Annotated in this window: 15 protein-coding genes; 1 reads left to right on the top strand and 14 read right to left on the bottom strand. The window is 62.2% G+C overall.

The window, feature by feature from the left end; genetic code table 11:
• The 11 genes from LZC95_48175 to LZC95_48125 form a co-directional block, all read right to left on the bottom strand.
• Positions 1-1,554: a DUF1501 domain-containing protein gene (locus tag LZC95_48175; GenBank protein ID WXA94211.1), complete on the bottom strand. Its 1,554-nt coding sequence runs from the start codon at positions 1,552-1,554 to the stop codon at positions 1-3.
• A 219-nt stretch (positions 1,555-1,773) separates the two neighbouring features.
• Positions 1,774-2,526: a hypothetical protein gene (locus LZC95_48170; protein WXA94210.1), complete on the bottom strand. Its 753-nt coding sequence runs from the start codon at positions 2,524-2,526 to the stop codon at positions 1,774-1,776.
• Between the two features lie 97 nt (positions 2,527-2,623).
• Entirely contained in the window at positions 2,624-3,481 is an 858-nt protein-coding gene (locus LZC95_48165; protein WXA94209.1) for an RNA polymerase sigma-70 factor, read from the bottom strand.
• Positions 3,478-4,053 carry a carboxymuconolactone decarboxylase family protein gene (locus tag LZC95_48160; protein ID WXA94208.1) on the bottom strand — a complete coding sequence of 192 codons (576 nt, stop codon included), beginning with the start codon at positions 4,051-4,053 and terminating at the stop codon, positions 3,478-3,480. The genes LZC95_48165 and LZC95_48160 overlap by 4 nt, the downstream gene beginning before the upstream one ends.
• 57 nt (positions 4,054-4,110) lie before the next feature.
• Entirely contained in the window at positions 4,111-4,587 is a 477-nt protein-coding gene (locus LZC95_48155) for a hypothetical protein (GenBank protein ID WXA94207.1), read from the bottom strand.
• 1,512 nt (positions 4,588-6,099) lie between these two features.
• The gene (locus tag LZC95_48150) at positions 6,100-7,689 is read right to left on the bottom strand and encodes a hypothetical protein (GenBank protein WXA94206.1); all 1,590 of its coding nucleotides are present in this window, start codon (positions 7,687-7,689) and stop codon (positions 6,100-6,102) included.
• Positions 7,690-7,826: 137 nt separating this feature from the next.
• Complete coding sequence (locus tag LZC95_48145; protein ID WXA94205.1) at positions 7,827-9,122, bottom strand: dicarboxylate/amino acid:cation symporter; 1,296 nt, start codon at positions 9,120-9,122, stop codon at positions 7,827-7,829.
• A gap of 208 nt (positions 9,123-9,330) precedes the next feature.
• Complete coding sequence (locus tag LZC95_48140; GenBank protein WXA94204.1) at positions 9,331-10,698, bottom strand: sigma-54 dependent transcriptional regulator; 1,368 nt, start codon at positions 10,696-10,698, stop codon at positions 9,331-9,333.
• A 35-nt stretch (positions 10,699-10,733) separates the two neighbouring features.
• Positions 10,734-12,488 (bottom strand): ATP-binding protein, encoded by a 1,755-nt coding sequence (locus LZC95_48135; protein ID WXA94203.1) that lies wholly within the window; start codon positions 12,486-12,488, stop codon positions 10,734-10,736.
• Positions 12,489-12,636: 148 nt separating this feature from the next.
• A complete protein-coding gene (locus LZC95_48130) occupies positions 12,637-13,512 on the bottom strand; it encodes an aldo/keto reductase family oxidoreductase (GenBank protein WXA94202.1) in 876 nt (291 codons plus the stop codon).
• 87 nt (positions 13,513-13,599) lie between these two features.
• Entirely contained in the window at positions 13,600-14,205 is a 606-nt protein-coding gene (locus tag LZC95_48125; GenBank protein ID WXA94201.1) for a TetR/AcrR family transcriptional regulator, read from the bottom strand.
• Between the two features lie 60 nt (positions 14,206-14,265).
• On the opposite strand from LZC95_48125, the gene LZC95_48120 reads away from it, so the two are divergent.
• On the top strand, positions 14,266-14,676 hold the full coding sequence (locus LZC95_48120; GenBank protein WXA94200.1) for a cupin domain-containing protein: 411 nt from the start codon (positions 14,266-14,268) through the stop codon (positions 14,674-14,676).
• Here LZC95_48120 and LZC95_48115 read toward each other — a convergent pair.
• The 3 genes from LZC95_48115 to LZC95_48105 form a co-directional block, all read right to left on the bottom strand.
• Positions 14,660-15,049 carry a hypothetical protein gene (locus LZC95_48115; GenBank protein WXA94199.1) on the bottom strand — a complete coding sequence of 130 codons (390 nt, stop codon included), beginning with the start codon at positions 15,047-15,049 and terminating at the stop codon, positions 14,660-14,662. The two genes, LZC95_48120 and LZC95_48115, sit on opposite strands and share 17 nt — an antisense overlap.
• A gap of 373 nt (positions 15,050-15,422) precedes the next feature.
• Positions 15,423-15,851, bottom strand: coding sequence for a hypothetical protein (locus LZC95_48110; protein WXA94198.1), 429 nt, complete (start codon positions 15,849-15,851; stop codon positions 15,423-15,425).
• A 254-nt stretch (positions 15,852-16,105) separates the two neighbouring features.
• A complete protein-coding gene (locus LZC95_48105) occupies positions 16,106-16,780 on the bottom strand; it encodes a protocatechuate 3,4-dioxygenase (protein ID WXA94197.1) in 675 nt (224 codons plus the stop codon).
• Between the last annotated feature and the right edge of the window lie 149 nt (positions 16,781-16,929).

The following is a 16,929-nucleotide window of genomic DNA, read 5'->3' as shown; positions in this document are numbered from 1 at the left end:
TCAACCAGGAATGGTTTGAATCGGTTTTCGAAGGGTGGTGAGGATGGGCGCTTGATTGCCACCCACTCGGAACTGCTGCTGTCGGTCGATTCCGAAAATGTCCATCACCGTATTGGCTACCGAAGAGAAGTTCAGATAATCCGTGGCTTGGAAGGTCGCCGGCAGATCGCTGCGTGCCTTCATGGTCGCAAAGTCGAACGGTTTGCCCATGACCTTGCGAAGCTCCATGTTGTTCGTCGTCCCCTCGCGGGAGAAGTGGGCACCGGAGACGTTCAGAATATTACCGTTGTCGTCCACGTCGGTGCAGTCGCTCTCACCCAGGATGAGACCACCGCGGATTCCGTTGCCCGCCAGAATGACCGTATTCGACAGCGGATTGTGATCGGTGCCGGTATTTCCCACGTCGCCACCGAAGCCGAGGTTGACCATCGTGCGGGCGAACTCCGTGTGAATGCACACGGTGGTCACGTCGAAAAACGACGGGCTTTGTGGATTGTTGGGATCGACCGGCGTCCCTTTGAGGAGCTCGAACAAACGGGCGAGGTTCTGCGTCACACCCGGCTCGGTGGTGCTGCTCCCCGTTCCAAGGCTGCCGCCGAGCAGCTCGATTTGCGTCCCCGCCGCGCTATCGGCACCGTGAACGTCGAGAATGGGATCTCGATTGTAGACGACCGTCGCCGCCGAGGTCACGCCGGAGCGGAAGTAATCGAAGGCGATCGCGACGCCCGCGAGCAGGTCGACCCCCGACGTGGCGCCCGTCCCGACGGCCCTTTGAAGGGCGGACGAGAGCGAAGGAGCACTCCGCAGCGCCGAGTGAAGCTTTTTCGAGCCTTCGGAAAACATGCCCGTGCCTTGGGCGTTGGCCAGCTGGCGTTGCTGGATGTGGCGAATGAGCGCCGAGTCTTCTTCGATTTTGGGGCCGTTGGCGAGAGCACGACCGATTCCGTTCGCTTCCGACCCTCGAAATTGAATGCTTTTGCTGAAGTTGGCACCCGGCGACGCCCCGTCCGGGAGAAATCCGAAGAGAACCGCTTCGATCGGAAATCCGGATCGCTCACCCACCATGGGGAGAAATGAATCGAACCCCTCGTTCGACTGATTGGTAATTGCGTACCGCGCATTGCTCCCGTGGCCGTCGGCGTCTTTGCTCATGAGGACACCGTTGAGGATCGAGAAGTCGGCCGCGTGGGCCATGAGCGGATTGACCAGCGATGTGCGCAGCGTCTTCGTCCCGTTCGACCCCTCCATCTCGATGCGCGCGGCATCGACCCCCGTGGGAATACTTTTCCTGCTGTTCTTGTAGAGATAGTTGGCGTGACGACCTTTGTCGGTCATCCGCAGCGGGCGCGCATCGAACAAATAGCTGCTATCGATTCCGCCCGAGATCAGGATATGCAGGAAAAAGTGCCGAGGCGCCGCGCCCTGGGCAATTGCCAATCTCGCGAAGGGTATCGATGCAGCCGCCGCGGTGAACGCGCCAAGCTGCAGAATCCCGCGACGGGACACCGTGCGCAACGATGTGCCCGCTGGCCCTTTGGAGCCAAAGTCGCTCATTTTTAGTCCTCTTTATGCGTGTTAAGTAAGGGAAACGAATCAAAGGGCCTTAGCTATCGACCCAACGTCATCATGGAACGTCCTTATCAACAATCAAGGACAACTTACGCAGCGGAATGCGCCAAAATGCATTTAGCCCCAAGGCATGGGCGGCGATGGCTTTAGCGTATTCGCCTGTCATTCATGGCATGCAATGGCCAATGTGATGTCATTGAGCCCTCAATTTGGAGCATCGTGGCAGGCGTGACAGCCGGTTTCGCCGCCAACGGCACCACCTTCCGCCGCGCAATCGGGTGGAACATCGAAGGCACTGTCAGGTAGGGCGCGCGTCGTAAAGTTCGCGTACTCGATGAAGCTTCCTTTGGGCCATTCTTGGCAGGTGGCGGAGCCGCCAAAGAGACGGGGCGTGCCGTCGGCGCGCCCGAGCGCGTAGGTGAAGCATCCCTGCAGCCCGCCATCGAGTTGCGTCGAGTCCACGATCCAGCGTGACACGGCCAATGTCGCTGTTCCGGGCGCGAGCACCGCATGCGCCTCCCCGAGCCAGTTCGGCCGTGGCGCACCGAAGTCGGCGGATACGAAACAACGTTCGCCCGTTGGAATAAAATAGATTTTGCCGTTTCGCATCAACATCGACCCGGCCTTTCCGATGGGCGGGCCTGGTATTCCACCTTCGGGAGGAACGACGTCGGTGCGCATGGCGCGCAATTTCCAATTGTAAGAAACGTGCCCCGTCCACGTGTTGCTCTTGGAGCCGTTGGCGTCGATCTCGGACCAGAGGATGTCGGCGCTCCACTCGTCGGGCCACACGGGGGTGCCGCCATCGGACACCACGGCATCGGGGGCTCCAGCGTCGGTTTCATTGGCCGAATCCGAAGACGAGGAGCAGCCGGGACCTGCCAAGCTCCACAAAGCGATCGATGTCACCAAGCCACACAGGGCCGATGCCGTGCTGCTGCGAACGATCCAATCCATGCGCGCTTGGACACCGGACGGGTGAGCCGTGATCAAAAAATCGCACGCGCCATTCGTCCGCCCGGACGAATGGCGCCTCGAATGCACGTAAACGGACTTACCTCGCGAGTTGGGCGCGTTCCCTTAGTCGGGTCAGCTTCTGCGGGTTTCGCATCACGTAGATCCGGGTGACCCGCTCCTTCTCCACGGCGACGCTCATCATGGTGAGCTCACCGTCGATCTCGATGCGGCACGCAGGAGCCCCGTTGAGCCACACGATCGACGCGGAGAGCATCCGGCGCGCGCGCGAGAGAAGCTTCGCCACCACCTCGGCGCCGTGGATCGGTGCCCGCACGGCGGCCGCAACCCCGCCACCGTCGGCGATGAGAACCACGTCCGGAGCCATGATCTCCATCAGCTCCTGAAACTCACCGGTTCGCAGCGCTAGCAGGAACCGCTCCACGACGGCCTGCTGCTCTGCGCGGCTCACGTGCACCCGCGGCCGCCGGGCCGCCACGTGCTCGCGGGCGCGCCGCGCGATCTGGCGCACCGTGGCCGGGGACTTCCCGATGGCCTCGGAGATCTCGCCGAACGACATGTCGAAGACCTCGCGGAGCACGAACACCGCCCGCTCCGTCGGCCCGAGCGTCTCCAGCACGGTCAGCATGGCGATGGAGACGCTCTCCGCGAGTTTGAGGTCCTCGGCGACATCCGGGCCGGTCAGCACCGGTTCCGGCAGCCACTCGCCCACGTATTCCTCGCGGCTGCGCGACAAAGTCCGCAGTCGGTTGAGCGCTTGCCGGGTGACGATCCGCACGAGGTACGCCCGCGGATCGCGCACCTGCGATGGGTCGACGTCGGCCCATCGCAGCCAGGACTCTTGCAACACGTCCTCCGCATCGGCCACCGATCCGAGCATCTCGTAGGCGACCGTGAACAGCAGGCTGCGATGGGCGACGAACGGGTTGTCGGTCATACCGCCGACGCTACGCCGGAATTCACGGGACGGGCGGCCAGCGGAATCTCGCATGCGGACGAGAAGCCCTGCGACTCAATCCCGAGCGCGGCGTTGTTGCGCGCTGCGAAGTTGGCGAACGCGATGAACGCGGTGAGTTCGATCATCGCCGCCGGCCCGAGCCGATCGAGCAGACGCGCGGACAACGCGTCAGTGACGGTCGGCGGGGTGTTCGTCATGGCCTCGGCATACTCGAGCACATCCCGCTCCAGCGGTGCAAACGCCTCCGACTCCCGCCAGCGCAGTACCTGGCTGGCCTTCGCCATGTCCAGGTTCTTGTTCCGCGCCTGGAAGTAGCCGACGTCGAGGCACCAGCTGCAGCCAACCTGTGCCGCGACCGCCATATGGGCGAACGACTTCAGGCTCTCGTCGACCGAATCCCACGCGCCCACCTTGCCCGCGAACTCCCGCGAGCCCTCGACGACCTTGCGATTGTGCCACGTCACAGCGAGAGGTTCGGGAATGACGCCCAACTGCTTGATCAAGTCGTCACTGAGCCCGGTGAGCTTCGCCTTCGGAACGCGCAATGCCATGGTGTCCTCCTTGTAGGTTCGGACATAAAGACACCACCGGGCCCGCGAATGTGACACCTAGTGCCCGGAGTCACCGCCATCGGAGGACGCATCGCCCTCATCGGAGGGAACACCGCCTTCCCATGCCGAGAGTTTTGTCCGCCATAGCCGGACGAAAGAGGAGTCGGGTTGAAGTCTGTCGGCCTGGTCGAGTTCGCGGTTGATCACCTGCATCGTGACTTGATCGGTTTCGTGTTGGGCTGCCAGGGCCTCGGCGGAGCGGTCGCCCGGCAGCTGTCCGGCGCAGGCTTGCGCGCTCAGCCGGCACGCCCGCGTGACGCGAGCATCGGCCGGGCCTCGCAGCGATCGTTGCAGAATGCATTCTTGCAAGAGTCCGACGTGGCATGACGCCCGGTCAGGGTCAGCCGCATGCGCGACACAGGCTTCCTGATTGAATGGATATCCATCGCAATGATCGGCATCGTCGCAGACACGGCATCGCTCCCATCCCGCATCATTGATCCAGCATGCATGAGCATAGCCATTCGTCCGCATGCAGGCCTCCCAATCGCAGAACGCGCGTAGGTCGGCGCCCGATAGCTCCCCGAGGCGAGTGCTCGTTCGCAAGGCGGGATTGGATTCTCCAAACCGAACGACATTGGCGAGCTTACTCCCGCGATTCGAGATAACGTGAAGTACATCGACGCAATCGAGCGAGGCTGAGGCATCAACTGGCTCCGCCGCGGCGAGTGACTCCTTAAGGGATGACGGCTGTTCCGAAGGAGTCCGTTTGCAGGCCGTCTCAAGAAAGCCGGCACCAACTGTGGTGACAGAAAATGAGAATAGGAGTCTTTGGCTCCACGATTGCAAGCACTTTCTCGGGTTCATCGAAAATAACCTCGCTCCGCGTCAAAAATAGCCGCACTCCTTCTTGGTTGTTTCACAACTCGGCCCCCACAGGATGGTCCCAAACGGAGCCCACGCGCGCTCCCGCCAGCAGTCCTCAAAAGCGCCAAGATGGCACGTGCCATAGTAGCCGCGAAAAAGCGACACGCAGGCTTCACGACTGTCGATCGTGGTGCTTTCGTCATAATCCGCGCCTCGATAGCACGTTTGCCCGAAGGTTGAGAGCAGAGGATTTGGTGCCGAATGGAATGCCCGTGAGCATCCTTGCGGCGGGGGAGAAATGGGACACTCTTCGCGGCCTTCATTATAGCAACTTCGGTTGTAGCCGTTGGGCCCTAGGCAGATGCCGAAATCACAAAATCGCCCCAATTCATCGTCTGAGAGATAGGAAATAAGCTTCTCCCGGGCGACGCCCGAGTACGGGACAGATTCGAGAGCGACGCTCGCAACTTGCGAATTGCTTCCCAAAACCGCAACGCAGTCAACGACGGTCGGGGGAAGGCGAACGCGCTCATCTCCCGCCGGCGACGCCGTGCAGGCTATCAATCCGCTCGTACCCCAGAGGGCCGCCGATGTCACATAAGCAAGGGAGCGCATCCTAGGCGCCATCTTAGCAGCCATTCCGCTAACCGTTGGTTAGCGGCTAGACCTGTAAATTGAAGGACTAACTCTGGCGTACCTCGTCCTGTGACGCGGATAGATGATCATGGGCCACTCGTCGGGGGCTCCTGGGTCAGCCATCCCACGGAATCATCGTCGATCGAATTCGCGAAGGGGGGCGGGAACTCTCCCGGCTCCAATCTACGAAGCGCACCCGCATTCCTTCCCGCGGGGCGCTTCGTAGATTGTAGCGCATGACCGTGAGCACGACGCGTTCTCAGGGTTCGGCGCCTTCGAACCAACTCGTCGGGCGAGTTGGTTAGTCTAGTGGCCGTTTTCTTCATCGAGTCGCATGCGACGGCGTGTACGTCGCGGGAGCTCGAAGACGCGCCAGTCGATGGCCCGCGCAGCGTGTGGGGAAAGGCCAACGAATCGCCATATTGGAATCTGCACTCGTGGAAAGGCGTGGCGCTTTGCACGAGGCAGTACGCGTTCTCGGTCAACGGGTTTCATTGCTTCCTTCTCCCATCGCGAGACGACCTCCGTCGTAATGACGTTTCGTCAGAATAGGTAATACATTCCCAACATGTAACGTTTGTTCTCGGCGCTGGCACCGTCGAGGAACCGCTGCCACGTCCATTGGTAGGAAAGCGCCACGCGGGCTGCCGGCGTGATATCGAAAAAGAGGTTCGCGTCCCAGTAACGCTGCAAACGGAAAACATTCCTGGTTTGCTGCGGTTCCGTGACCAGGCCCGTCACATTTCGCGATTCGGCATGCGAGAAGTTCGACGATATGAAAATGCGGCCCGAGGGCGGCAGATAATACTGCAACCCTGCCACGATGCTGCGCCAGTCGACGCTATGCAAGGTACCACCGCGGTCATAGACCACGAGCCCATTGTCGATGTCCGGCGTGTACGTCCCGCCAGGCGGATTGGGAAGCGGCGGCTGCGTGACGCCCCCGGTCAGGACCATCTGATCGGCGATGCCCGAGCCGACGATGAACGACCCCATGAGGGTCAGCGCATTGCCGCGCGTGTCCGCATCCGGCACCGGGATGACGGGCAGCATCACGTCGAACGAAGCGCCCCAGCCGGTCTCCGTTCTCGTGGTGATCGGATTGGGCGAAAATTCATTCACTCGGAAACCGCGTATCAGCCCGGACACCGACAACGCTGCGCCGTCCGCCGTCGTTCCGAGCGCGCCGGGCGTGTGCAGGCCTTTCCAATCGTTGACGGTGATTTTCAGAGCGGCCTGCCCCTCCGGCAACGTGGAATCCCGCTCGACCGGCCGCACCGCCGCGACGCCGAAATCGACATTGATGGGCTCCGTTTTGAAGGTGCGCGAGAGCCGCAACTGCGTCGTGCGGTTCAACAACTGACCGGGTATCGGCAGGTATTGCACCGCCGCTGGATAGAAATAGGGTTGCGCGCCAAAAAGTGCGAAGGTCTCGCCACCAAGGATATCGACGACATCATTGAGAAGCCGCAGGTACGCATGCCGGATGCGAAGCGACGGATTGTTGAAGAACTGCGATTCCGTCGCTTCCGCTGGCTGATTTCCCCTGAAGTCGAACTCGAGCACGGCCGAGGGCCGGATACCGTGAAACTTGGGCGATTCCATGCGAAAGCCGAGGCGGCTATTGCGGGCACTGAACGTGGTACGACCCTTTTCGCCCGCGAGGACATCCTCGCGCCGAATGACCGTGGACCCGGCGACATCGGTGTAGCTCCGCGTCGAGTCGTGGATCATGTCGAACTCGATGAAGCCGTAAATACTGATTTTCCACTGATTATCCGCCTCGCCGATTTTCACCGTGTACGGTGAGCGGGCGAACTCGGATACGGAGGCGAAGCCCCGTTTTTTCCCATTGCTGTCTTTTTCAGCGGGCGGAGGCGCGGGCTTCGCCGGCTCCGGCGCCGCTGCCGGTACAGGCGGTGAAGAAGAAGGTGGCGCCACCCCCGCGGGAGACGGGGGCGGCGCCGGTGGCGCCGGGGTTATTTCCGGCGCCGAAGCACTGGGCGCGGGCGCGGGCGGAGGCGCCTGCTCCTGCGGTGGGGGCGGCGTCTGTGCGCGTGCTGGCGCGGAGACCAGACAGGCCAGTACGAACGCAGAAATGACGGACGGAATACGAAGCGATCGATCGGTCATGTACGTGCTCCCTTCACGACATGGCGCAACACGAATGGACCATATGGTCACGCGATGGGCGCCGACTCTTGAATCCGATGGCCCCCCATCCCCCATCTTAGCCCCCTAAAAAAGGAACGCATTTTCCGTCTAATGGGTCACTGCGTGAGCGTGGTCGCACGCGCAGGGGCGGAGACCTCGACGCCTCGACTCAATGTGGCCGCGATCTTTTCATGATCGAGCTCCTTCTCCCACCGCGAGACCACCACGGTCGCCACTCCGTTTCCGATGATGTTCGTGAGTGCACGCGCTTCGCTCATGAATCGATCGATACCGAGAATGAGTGCCATTCCCGCAACGGGAATGCTCGGAATGACGGCAAGCGTCGAAGCGAGCGTGACGAAGCCCGCCCCGGTGATTCCGGAGGCGCCCTTCGACGTCAGCATCGCAACGCCCAGGATTGTGAGCTGTTGGCCAAGGGTCAGGTCCGTATTGGTCGCCTGCGCGATGAACAGCGCCGCCATCGTCATGTAAATGTTCGTACCGTCCAAGTTGAACGAATAACCCGTGGGCACCACCAGCCCGACCACGGACTTCGAACAGCCGAGCGACTCGAGCTTCTCCATCAGCAGAGGCAGCGCGCTTTCCGACGAACTCGTGCCGAGGACGATGAGCAGCTCCTCTTTGATGTACGCGATGAATCGGAGAATACTGAAGCCGGTGAAACGCGCGACCGCCCCCAGAAAGACCACGATGAAGAGAATACAGGTGAGATAGAACGAGCCCATCAGCTTGGCCATCGGAAGGAGCGACGCCACTCCATACTTGCCAATGGTGAACGCCATCGCCCCGAACGCGCCGACGGGCGCCGCCTTCATGATGATGTTCACCACTCCGAAGATCGCCTTCGACAAATCTTCGATGAAGGTCAGGATCGGCTTGCCACGGTCACCGAGCGCGCTCACTGCGAACCCGAAGAGAATGGCAAAGAGCAGCACCTGTAGGATTTCCCCCTTCGCGAACGCATCGACCACCGTCGTGGGGATGATGTTCATGATGAAGTCGGTCGTGCTCTGCGTTTTTGCCTTCGCCGTGAACTCGGCAATCTGCTTCGTATCGAGCGTGGCGAGCGACGCGTTGAAGCCTGCCCCCGGCTTGAGGATGTTCGCAACCGCGAGGCCGATGCCGAGAGCGACCGTCGACACGATTTCGAAGTAGAGGACCGCCTTGCCGCCGACGCGCCCGACTTTGCGCATGTCGCGCATGCCACCGATGCCCGTGACGACCGTGCAGAAGATCACGGGCGCGATGATCATCTTGATCAGCTTGATGAAGCCGTCGCCGAAGACCTTTAGCTCGACGCCCGCCGCGGGTCGGAAGTGACCGAGCGCAACGCCGCACGCGATTGCGAAGAGCACCTGGACGTACAGAATTTTGTAGAACGGCTTTTTCAAGGCTGGACCTCACGGAGCAAACACGAGCCAAGGGCGAGGCGGTACGCTCGCTTCACGGCGGCGGCGAATCGCATGTTTCGTGCCGGTATTGGCTCGGTGTCGGAATGCGCTCCGACAGCTCATTTCGTGGGGCTGCAGCCCGCGGGCATCGGCAAATATCCGCCGATCGCACCGGCGTATCGGCAAATGTTCGCTCGTCGGGCGCCGCTCAGCGGGCGAACTTCCGCCGATCGATCCCGTAACGCGCCATTTTCTCGTTCAATGTACGACGCGGCAGGTTGAGAAGCTCCATCGTCGCCTTAATGTCGCCACGGCACGTCTTGAGCGCGCCCTCGATGCACGTGCGCTCGAATTGTTCGACCTGCGCGGAGAGCGACTCGCGCACGGGCGCGTCGATGGGCGTTGCGCTCGATGGCGCTGCCGGGCTCACCGAAACGACCCCGGAACCAATTCCGATGGCATGACGCTCAGCGGCATTTTTCAGCTCCCGAACATTGCCCGGCCAATCGTGCGCGAGCAACTGTCGCAGGTCGGCGTCGGCCAATGGCCGCGGCTCGCGCCCATGCAGCGCCGCTGCTTCCGAGGCCATGAACTCGAACAAGAGCGGAATGTCTTCCTTGCGCTCGCGAAGCGGCGGGATGTGAAGCTCCGCGACGTCGAGGCGATAATACAGATCTTCGCGAAACCGCCCCGCGTGCACCTCGCCGAGCAAATCGACCTTTGCCGCGGCGACCGTTCGCACGTCGACGCGGATGCTCTTGTGCGATCCGAGTCGCTCGACGGCCTGCTCCTGCAGCGCGCGCAGCGTCTTCACTTGGAGGGCGATGGGCATGCTCTCGATTTCGTCCATGAAGAGCGTTCCGCCGTTCGCGTGTTCGAATTTTCCCACGCGCCGTGCGACCGCACCCGTGAATGCCCCCACCTCGTGCCCGAAGAATTCGCTCTCGAACATCGTCTCCGGAACGGCGCCGCAATTGATCGCGACGAACGGCTGCGCGGCACGCTGGCCGAAATCGTGAAGGCAGCGCGCGACGAGCTCTTTGCCGGTCCCGGTCTCGCCGCGGATGACCACGTTGACGTGTGTGCTTGCCAAGTCGAGGACCGAGCGCCGGAGCGTCTCGATCGCGGGCGAGGTACCGATGATGCGTGATTCAATCCCGACTTTGCCGTGAAGCTGCGCACGGAGGCGCCGGTTCTCCAGCACGAGCCTCCATTTTTCGCATGCGCGCCGTATCGTTTCGACGAGGCGATCGGGCTCGAAGGGCTTCTCGACGAAGTCGTATGCCCCGCCGCGCATCGCCTCGACGGCCATCGCAATATCGCCGTGGCCCGTGAGGAGCACGACGGGCCTATCTGCATCTTGCCGAACGGCGATGCGTAAGAGCTCGATCCCGTCCGTCTCCGGCATTTTCACATCGGTGACGAGGATCGCGTCTTCGACGGGAAGCTTTGCGAGCGCATCGCGTGCCGATGCGCACATGACGACCTCGACCCCCACGAGCCCCAGCCACTGCTCCACGGCGAGGCGAACACTTGCCTCGTCGTCGACGAAAATCACTCGGCATCGTTCAGCCATGGGGGCGCGCTCCACTCGTGTTCATCCAGACGCTCTCAAGGTTTGTACCGTGGAAGCTCGACGATGAACGTGCTGCCGATGCCGACCGTCGACTCGACCCGGATCGATCCACCGAGCTCACGCACGATACCATAGGTGACGGAAAGGCCGAGCCCCAGCCCCTCGCCGTCCGCTTTGGTCGTGAAGAACGGATCGAAAAGCCGCGCCAGGTGCTCCTCTTGGATGCCTTCGCCCGTGTCGCCGACGCGGATCGTGCAGCGCTCGCCGCTCTCCGTCACGCGGATCGAGAGCCGGCGCGCCTCCCTCTTGGTCATCGCGTCGAGAGCATTGCGCACGAGATTCAGCATGATTTGCTCGATCCGCGTTCGCTCGGCGAGCACCGAAGCTCCGGACGGGATCTGCACGTCCACCTCGACGCGTTCGAGACGGACGCGCCCCTCGCACAAGAGCAGAGCGCGCTCGATCGCGAGCTCGAGTGCCACGCGCTCTGCGCGGCCCGAGCGCCTCGGCGAAAATCCGCGAAGTTGCCCGGTGAGGCGCGACATGCGTTGCCCCAATTCTTCGAGCAGCGCGAGGTTCTTCGCGGCTTGCTCGTCGTCGCCTTCCTCGAGCAGGACGCGCGTGCTCGCAAGAAAGGTCTGCATCGCGGTGAGCGGTTGGTTGAGTTCGTGTGCGACGGCGGCCGACATTTGCCCGAGCGCCGCCATTTTTCCCGCGTGGACGAGCTCGTCCTGCGCCTCACGAAGGACGTGCTCGGCCTTCTGACGCTCGGCGATCTCCGCGCGAAGATCGGCGGTTCGCGCGTGCACCTGCGCTTCGAGCTCATCGCGGGAGGCAAGCGTGGCGCGCAGTGCAAGCCTACGCTGGCGTAGATAAAGGAGGAGGAGCGCCCCGGCCACGATGGCGGCGCTCGCTTTGATCGCGCTGTCTCGCGCTTGGGCATCGACGGCCGTGAGGCTGGAGAGGTAGTGCATCGTCCAGCCGTCACTCGGCATCGCGAGCGACTGCATGAGAAACTGTGTGCCTCGAGCACCGGTCCGCAGGCGCACGATGCGCGTGTCCTTGGTGAGCTCGCGCTCGATGTTGTAGTGGACCGCGTGCAGTGCGTCCGCAGGGTACTGATGCTGCTCGGCAATTGTCTGCGCGGAATTTGGCGATAGATGCGCCATCAATCCGTATTTGAGCTCGGGCCGGCTCGCGAGGAATGCGACCCCGTTCGCATCCACGACGAGGACCCGCTCTTCGGCCCGCGTCCAGTCGCGTTCGAGCGGCTCGAGATCCACTTTGACCACGACAATCCCGATTCTCTCGTTGCCGCTCTGCACCGCGTTCGCCATGAAGTAGCCGGGCAACCCGCTGGTCGTGCCGACACCGAAAAAGCGGCCGCTTCCTGTCGCGATGGCTTGGTGATAGTACGGCCGATAGGCGAGATCTCGTCCGACGAAGCTGTGCTCTTGATTCCAATTGCTCGCGGCAAGCGCAACCCCGTCGGTGTTCAGCACGTACAGCGCAGCAGCGCTCATCGCGGTGTTCGTCGCTTCGAGGCTCCGGTTCACCGAATCGACGAGCGCGGCATCGTGGGGCGAGTGAAGCAGTGCGCGGATGTCTTTGTCCCGCGCGAGGATTTCCGGCAGCGGGCGGTACTTGTCCAGCGCGCGCTCGATCGAGCTCGCGTAAAGGGACAGCCTCTGGCGACCGGCGGTCTCCGCGTCGAGCATCGCGCGCCGTGACGTCGTGCGCCACGCGTACCAGACAATCGTCGAATGGATGACGAGGAACGCGGCAACCACGAGAAGGATCCTGAGTCGCCTCCTCGTGCGATGACGTGCGGCGTGCGCGAACCAGGACGAGAAAAAACGAAGCGCGCGCGCCATCCCCCTATCATAACGGGAAACCGCCGACGACTCGCGCCCGTTCTGGCGTTCGCACGCGGACGCGTCAGTGGCGGGAGGGTGCGGACGCCGCGATGGTATTCAACTTTTCGACCGCGGCGAGAGGCAGTTTCAACTCCGCGGCCTTCAGATTCTCCCGGAGGTGCGCGACCGACGACGTTCCCGGGATGAGCAGGATATTCGGCGCGCGCTGGAACAGCCATGCCAGTGCCACCTGCATCGGTGTCGCTTCGAGCGACGTGGCGACCTCGGACAACGTCGACGATTGCAAGGGTGTGAATCCGCCGAGCGGGAAGAACGGCACGTACGCGACGCCTTCCTTCGCCAGCTGGTCGATGAACGCATCGTCTCCACGGTGCGCCAAGTTGTACTCGTTCTGCACGCAGACGATGTCGGTGAGCGCCCGCGCCTCGGCGAACTGCTTCGGTGTGACGTTGCTCAGGCCAATGTGCTTGATGAGCCCCTGCTTTTTCAAATCGATCAGGGCGAGGACCCTTTCCTTGATCGAATTGTCGACGAAGGGCCGCAAGTTGACGATATCGAGCGCTTCGACGCCGAGGTTGCGGAGGTTGTCTCGGACTGCGGAGCGGAGCTCGTCGGGGGACTGCGCCGGCAACCAGGAAGCATCGTCCCCACGCCGCGCCCCCACCTTCGTGACGATGACGAGGTTTTTCGGATATGGATGGAGAGCACGTTTGATGATCTGATTCGTGACGTGCGGGCCATAGAAGTCGCTCGTATCGATATGGTCGACGCCGGCCGCCCGGGCCTCCTCGAGAACGGCGACGGCTCCGTCGTAATCACGCGGCGGGCCAAAAACATGAGGCCCCGCCAGCTGCATGGCGCCGTAGCCCATGCGGTTGACCGATAAACTCGTACCGGGGAACGTAAAACGCCCACCCAAATGGATTTGGTTCGTCATTGGTGGGCTGAACGTAACCGCGGGCCTTCGAGCAAACCAGGGAATAGGATTCATGCAACGCATAAACGAGGTTCATGCTGGAGGCATTTAGCGCCGCAAGAGGTACCCCACCAAAAGCGCATGAACCTCATCCTCCAGACCGGGGAGGAGCTCGGGACGCCCGTTCACCGCTTTGTGAACGAGCGCTTCCAACGCCGTGGCGATGACCCGGGCCGCGCGCGCAGGATCGCGCCCCGGTGCCAGTCGATCGCGGTGCGCATTCAAAAGGCGCTCGATCACCTGCTCGACACCACGGCCTGCGGCCATGGCCTCCGCGATGCGGCCAACGCGGGGCACTTGCTCGTTGAGAATACCGTGGAGCGCCGGGGCAATCCGATGCATGCCGAGGACCGTGCGGGCGAGCACCCGCAACGCATCCTCGAACGACGCGGCGTCGTCGCCTGCAAGTGCCTCTTCGAAGTCGGCCACGATCTTCGTCGCGTGGTGCTCGATGAGGGCCGCCACCAGTGCCTCCTTGTTGGGGAAATACTGGTACAGCGAGCCAATGCTCACCCCGGCCCGCTCGGCCACACGCGCCGTGGTGGTCCCATCGTAGCCATGCTGGGTCAAAACCTGAGCCAGCGCGTCCATGAGCGCGTCGACGGTGGCCTGGGATCGCGCTTGCCGCGGCCGTTTTCTCGGGTTCGTCTCCATCGAAGTGCGGCTCCCAGAATGCGATTGGCGAAGGCGATCCCACGTTCCCATATTGAGCCCATGTCCGCAATCCAGACCGGCACTTCATTTCATATTGCAACGACACTCGCAAACATGGCCGAGCGCGCCCAGCCGCACGTCCTGGGCGACTACGCCGTGGACGGTAAGGCCATGCTCGGCGTCATCCGCATCCCGAGAGAACGCACCGGCGGCTTCTGGGAACGCCACGACGGCGGTGACGAGATTCTCGTGCTCCTCGAGGGCCGCTGCACCATGACGTTGCGCCCGAGTGAGGGCCCCGAAAAGTCGCACGAGCTCGGCCCTGGCGATGCGCTTCTCATTCCCAAAGGCGTTGCGCATTCCGGCAAGGCGCACACGCCCGAGGTGCGCGTTCTCTTCATCACACCTCGGGAAGGCAACGTGGAATGGCACGACGACCCCGCGCGAAACAACGTTACGGGGCACCCCTGAGCGTGTCGCAAAGGTTCTCCACGGGAGGCGTCCATACGAGCGTGGCGGGACTCGGCGGGGTCGCAGGGGGCGGGCCCTCGGCGACCGTCACGCCGGACCAGATGTAGACGCCCTGGTCCATTCGAGGCACGAAGATGTTCGCGGTATTGCGACGGACCGCACCCGCGAAGGGACCATAGACGACCCAGGTCTCGGATTTGTCAGGGTGGTAGGAGATGAACGCGTGTCCATCGACGTGCCGGACCACGGATTTTCCCGTGTCCGTGTTGGTGTAGCTCAGGACGAGGTCACCTTTGATCTCGATCAGCGTGGGTTTGCCCGAGGCGTCGACGGCCAGGTTTCGTCCCAATTCCTGGTCATCGACGACTCGCATGGCAACCGGGAAACCACAGAAATCAATCGCCGAATAATCCCTGTTGCCCCCGGTGTGAACGGGGTACCAGGGGCCGGGAAGCGGCGGTCGATCGGCATCGGAAGCGAGACTGGTTCCCGACGTGAAAACGGATACCGCAATGACTGCGACGGTCCAACGCATGGAGGCCTCCTTAAAGGCAAATATCGCCCCAGTGTAGTCCTTCGTCGCGCCGGCGACACGCACGATTGGGCGCAAACGCGTGGCGCGCTTGGTGCGGTTCGATGGCGCAATCGATCCCGCGGCGTAAGCGTTTGAACGATGTGACCCATTCGATGCTCATGCGCACCGCACGCCGGGACGAGCTTTCGCAAAGTACGCCGGCGTCGCGGGTTCACGGCGCGAGGGCGGTGAACTTTCCGTCGTCACACAGGATCTCTTTGGCGTCCTTCGCGGTCGCGATGGCCGGATTCTTCGAGATGAACAGCGTGATGTGTTCCTTGGGTTGCTCGCACGTTCCCAGCACGCCCTTCGTATCGCACGGCTTGGTGGAGAATACGGAGCCGGGATCGTTGCAGCTGCCTTTCGCCTCGGCAATCTTCCCGGCCGAAAGACCTCTCCACTCGGCACACAGCCCTGCGCTCGGCTGGTTGCACGAATAGAGCGTGCCGCCTGCGTTCGAGGAAGGAGCAGCACTGGGTGCGGCCTTCGCCGAGGCCACGGCAGCCGATGATGCGCCTTCTTTGGGAGCCTCGGATGACTTGTCACAAGCAACGAACGCGATAACGGAAGACGCCATCCACACGAGTCGAGAGAGTTTCATGTCAGCTCCTACGCGAGCATCCCGGAAACTCTCCCTCGAATTTCGTCTGCCGTTTACGAATGAATTCCTATCTCGAATTCGAAGAACAAAAATAGAGAATTCATCGCAGCAAGCGTGCCAGGCCCGCGGGAAGGCAAAAAGTCGCGCTTTCGCGTCGATCGGAGCGCATTTCTCGCCTTCGTTGGGTCCTGGAGTGCCCAACGTCGGGTTCTCGTAAACCCATTCGAGTGGGAGCACCGCACGCGGCGTCTACGCTATCCCCTTCCGCACGTAGCCGTTCCAGTGCGTCGAACGATCAGCTGTTTCCACGCCAGTAGAGATCCGTCGGCCAGTTGGCGCGTCTGGAACCGATAGGCGGGATCCATGGCCGTGCCTCCTTCCTGGCTGTTTCTCTTGCCGCCGCGGGGCCCTCGCTCGTTGTAGACGGGCTGCTTCATGATTTCGTCATTGAGCGCGTCGTCGAAATAGAACTGCGTCGTGAGGGATTCCGTATTGCCGATTCGGACGATCCCGTGAATATGAATCGTCCTCAATGTATACCAACCAGGGTAGCAGGTATCGAAGTAGATGCGCCCTTTGGTGTCGCTGCTCTGCGTGCCGCGAAACCACGAGCTGCGCATGGCTTCTGCGACCCGATCGGGATTGCAGATGCTCAAATTCCATTGGCTTTCATGTCCAGGCGCCCCCCGGTTTCCCGAGTAAAGCCCGTCGGCGGACGTATGCCATATATCGAGACTGGCGCCCGAAATCGGTTTGCACGATTCATCCACGAGCAGAAAAACGAGACGAACCGGCAGACCGGGTTTCCCGTCGCTAACATCCTTGAGCCGGCGCGTTGGCGCGTAGCAAGGCCCCAGCTGATCCCGACAAGAAAGGGTGCAGGGCGTACCCGTGCCGCCCTCGAACGGATCCGGGGTCGGCCCTTGCATGGAGGCCGTCCCCCCTGTCGCCCACTGGGCGGCGAGAGGCGAGTCGCTCGAGTCCTCCGCGCCATCGATGTCCGTGGATGCACATCCAAGCAAGACCCTCGAAAACGGCGCAATCGCAAGTGTCGATCCAATTCGATGAATCATTTGCC

It is taken from the genome of Sorangiineae bacterium MSr12523 (genome assembly GCA_037157775.1).
GTDB classification, from domain to species: Bacteria; Myxococcota_A; Polyangia; order Polyangiales; family Polyangiaceae; genus Pendulispora; species Pendulispora brunnea.
This window is presented reverse-complemented; position numbering and strand designations above follow the sequence as displayed.

What these genes read in the sequence shown, in the direction of transcription:
- LZC95_48155 (WXA94207.1), bottom strand. Translation starts at nt 4,587, where the DNA reads ATGCGGACGAATGGCTATGCTCATGCATGCTGGATCAATGATGCGGGA.
- LZC95_48160 (WXA94208.1), bottom strand. Translation starts at nt 4,053, where the DNA reads ATGGCATTGCGCGTTCCGAAGGCGAAGCTCACCGGGCTCAGTGACGAC.
- LZC95_48175 (WXA94211.1), bottom strand. Translation starts at nt 1,554, where the DNA reads ATGAGCGACTTTGGCTCCAAAGGGCCAGCGGGCACATCGTTGCGCACG.
- LZC95_48120 (WXA94200.1), top strand. Translation starts at nt 14,266, where the DNA reads ATGTCCGCAATCCAGACCGGCACTTCATTTCATATTGCAACGACACTC.
- LZC95_48140 (WXA94204.1), bottom strand. Translation starts at nt 10,698, where the DNA reads ATGGCTGAACGATGCCGAGTGATTTTCGTCGACGACGAGGCAAGTGTT.
- LZC95_48125 (WXA94201.1), bottom strand. Translation starts at nt 14,205, where the DNA reads ATGGAGACGAACCCGAGAAAACGGCCGCGGCAAGCGCGATCCCAGGCC.
- LZC95_48105 (WXA94197.1), bottom strand. Translation starts at nt 16,780, where the DNA reads ATGCAAGGGCCGACCCCGGATCCGTTCGAGGGCGGCACGGGTACGCCC.
- LZC95_48165 (WXA94209.1), bottom strand. Translation starts at nt 3,481, where the DNA reads ATGACCGACAACCCGTTCGTCGCCCATCGCAGCCTGCTGTTCACGGTC.
- LZC95_48115 (WXA94199.1), bottom strand. Translation starts at nt 15,049, where the DNA reads ATGCGAGTCGTCGATGACCAGGAATTGGGACGAAACCTGGCCGTCGAC.
- LZC95_48130 (WXA94202.1), bottom strand. Translation starts at nt 13,512, where the DNA reads ATGACGAACCAAATCCATTTGGGTGGGCGTTTTACGTTCCCCGGTACG.
- LZC95_48150 (WXA94206.1), bottom strand. Translation starts at nt 7,689, where the DNA reads ATGACCGATCGATCGCTTCGTATTCCGTCCGTCATTTCTGCGTTCGTA.
- LZC95_48170 (WXA94210.1), bottom strand. Translation starts at nt 2,526, where the DNA reads ATGGATTGGATCGTTCGCAGCAGCACGGCATCGGCCCTGTGTGGCTTG.
- LZC95_48110 (WXA94198.1), bottom strand. Translation starts at nt 15,851, where the DNA reads ATGAAACTCTCTCGACTCGTGTGGATGGCGTCTTCCGTTATCGCGTTC.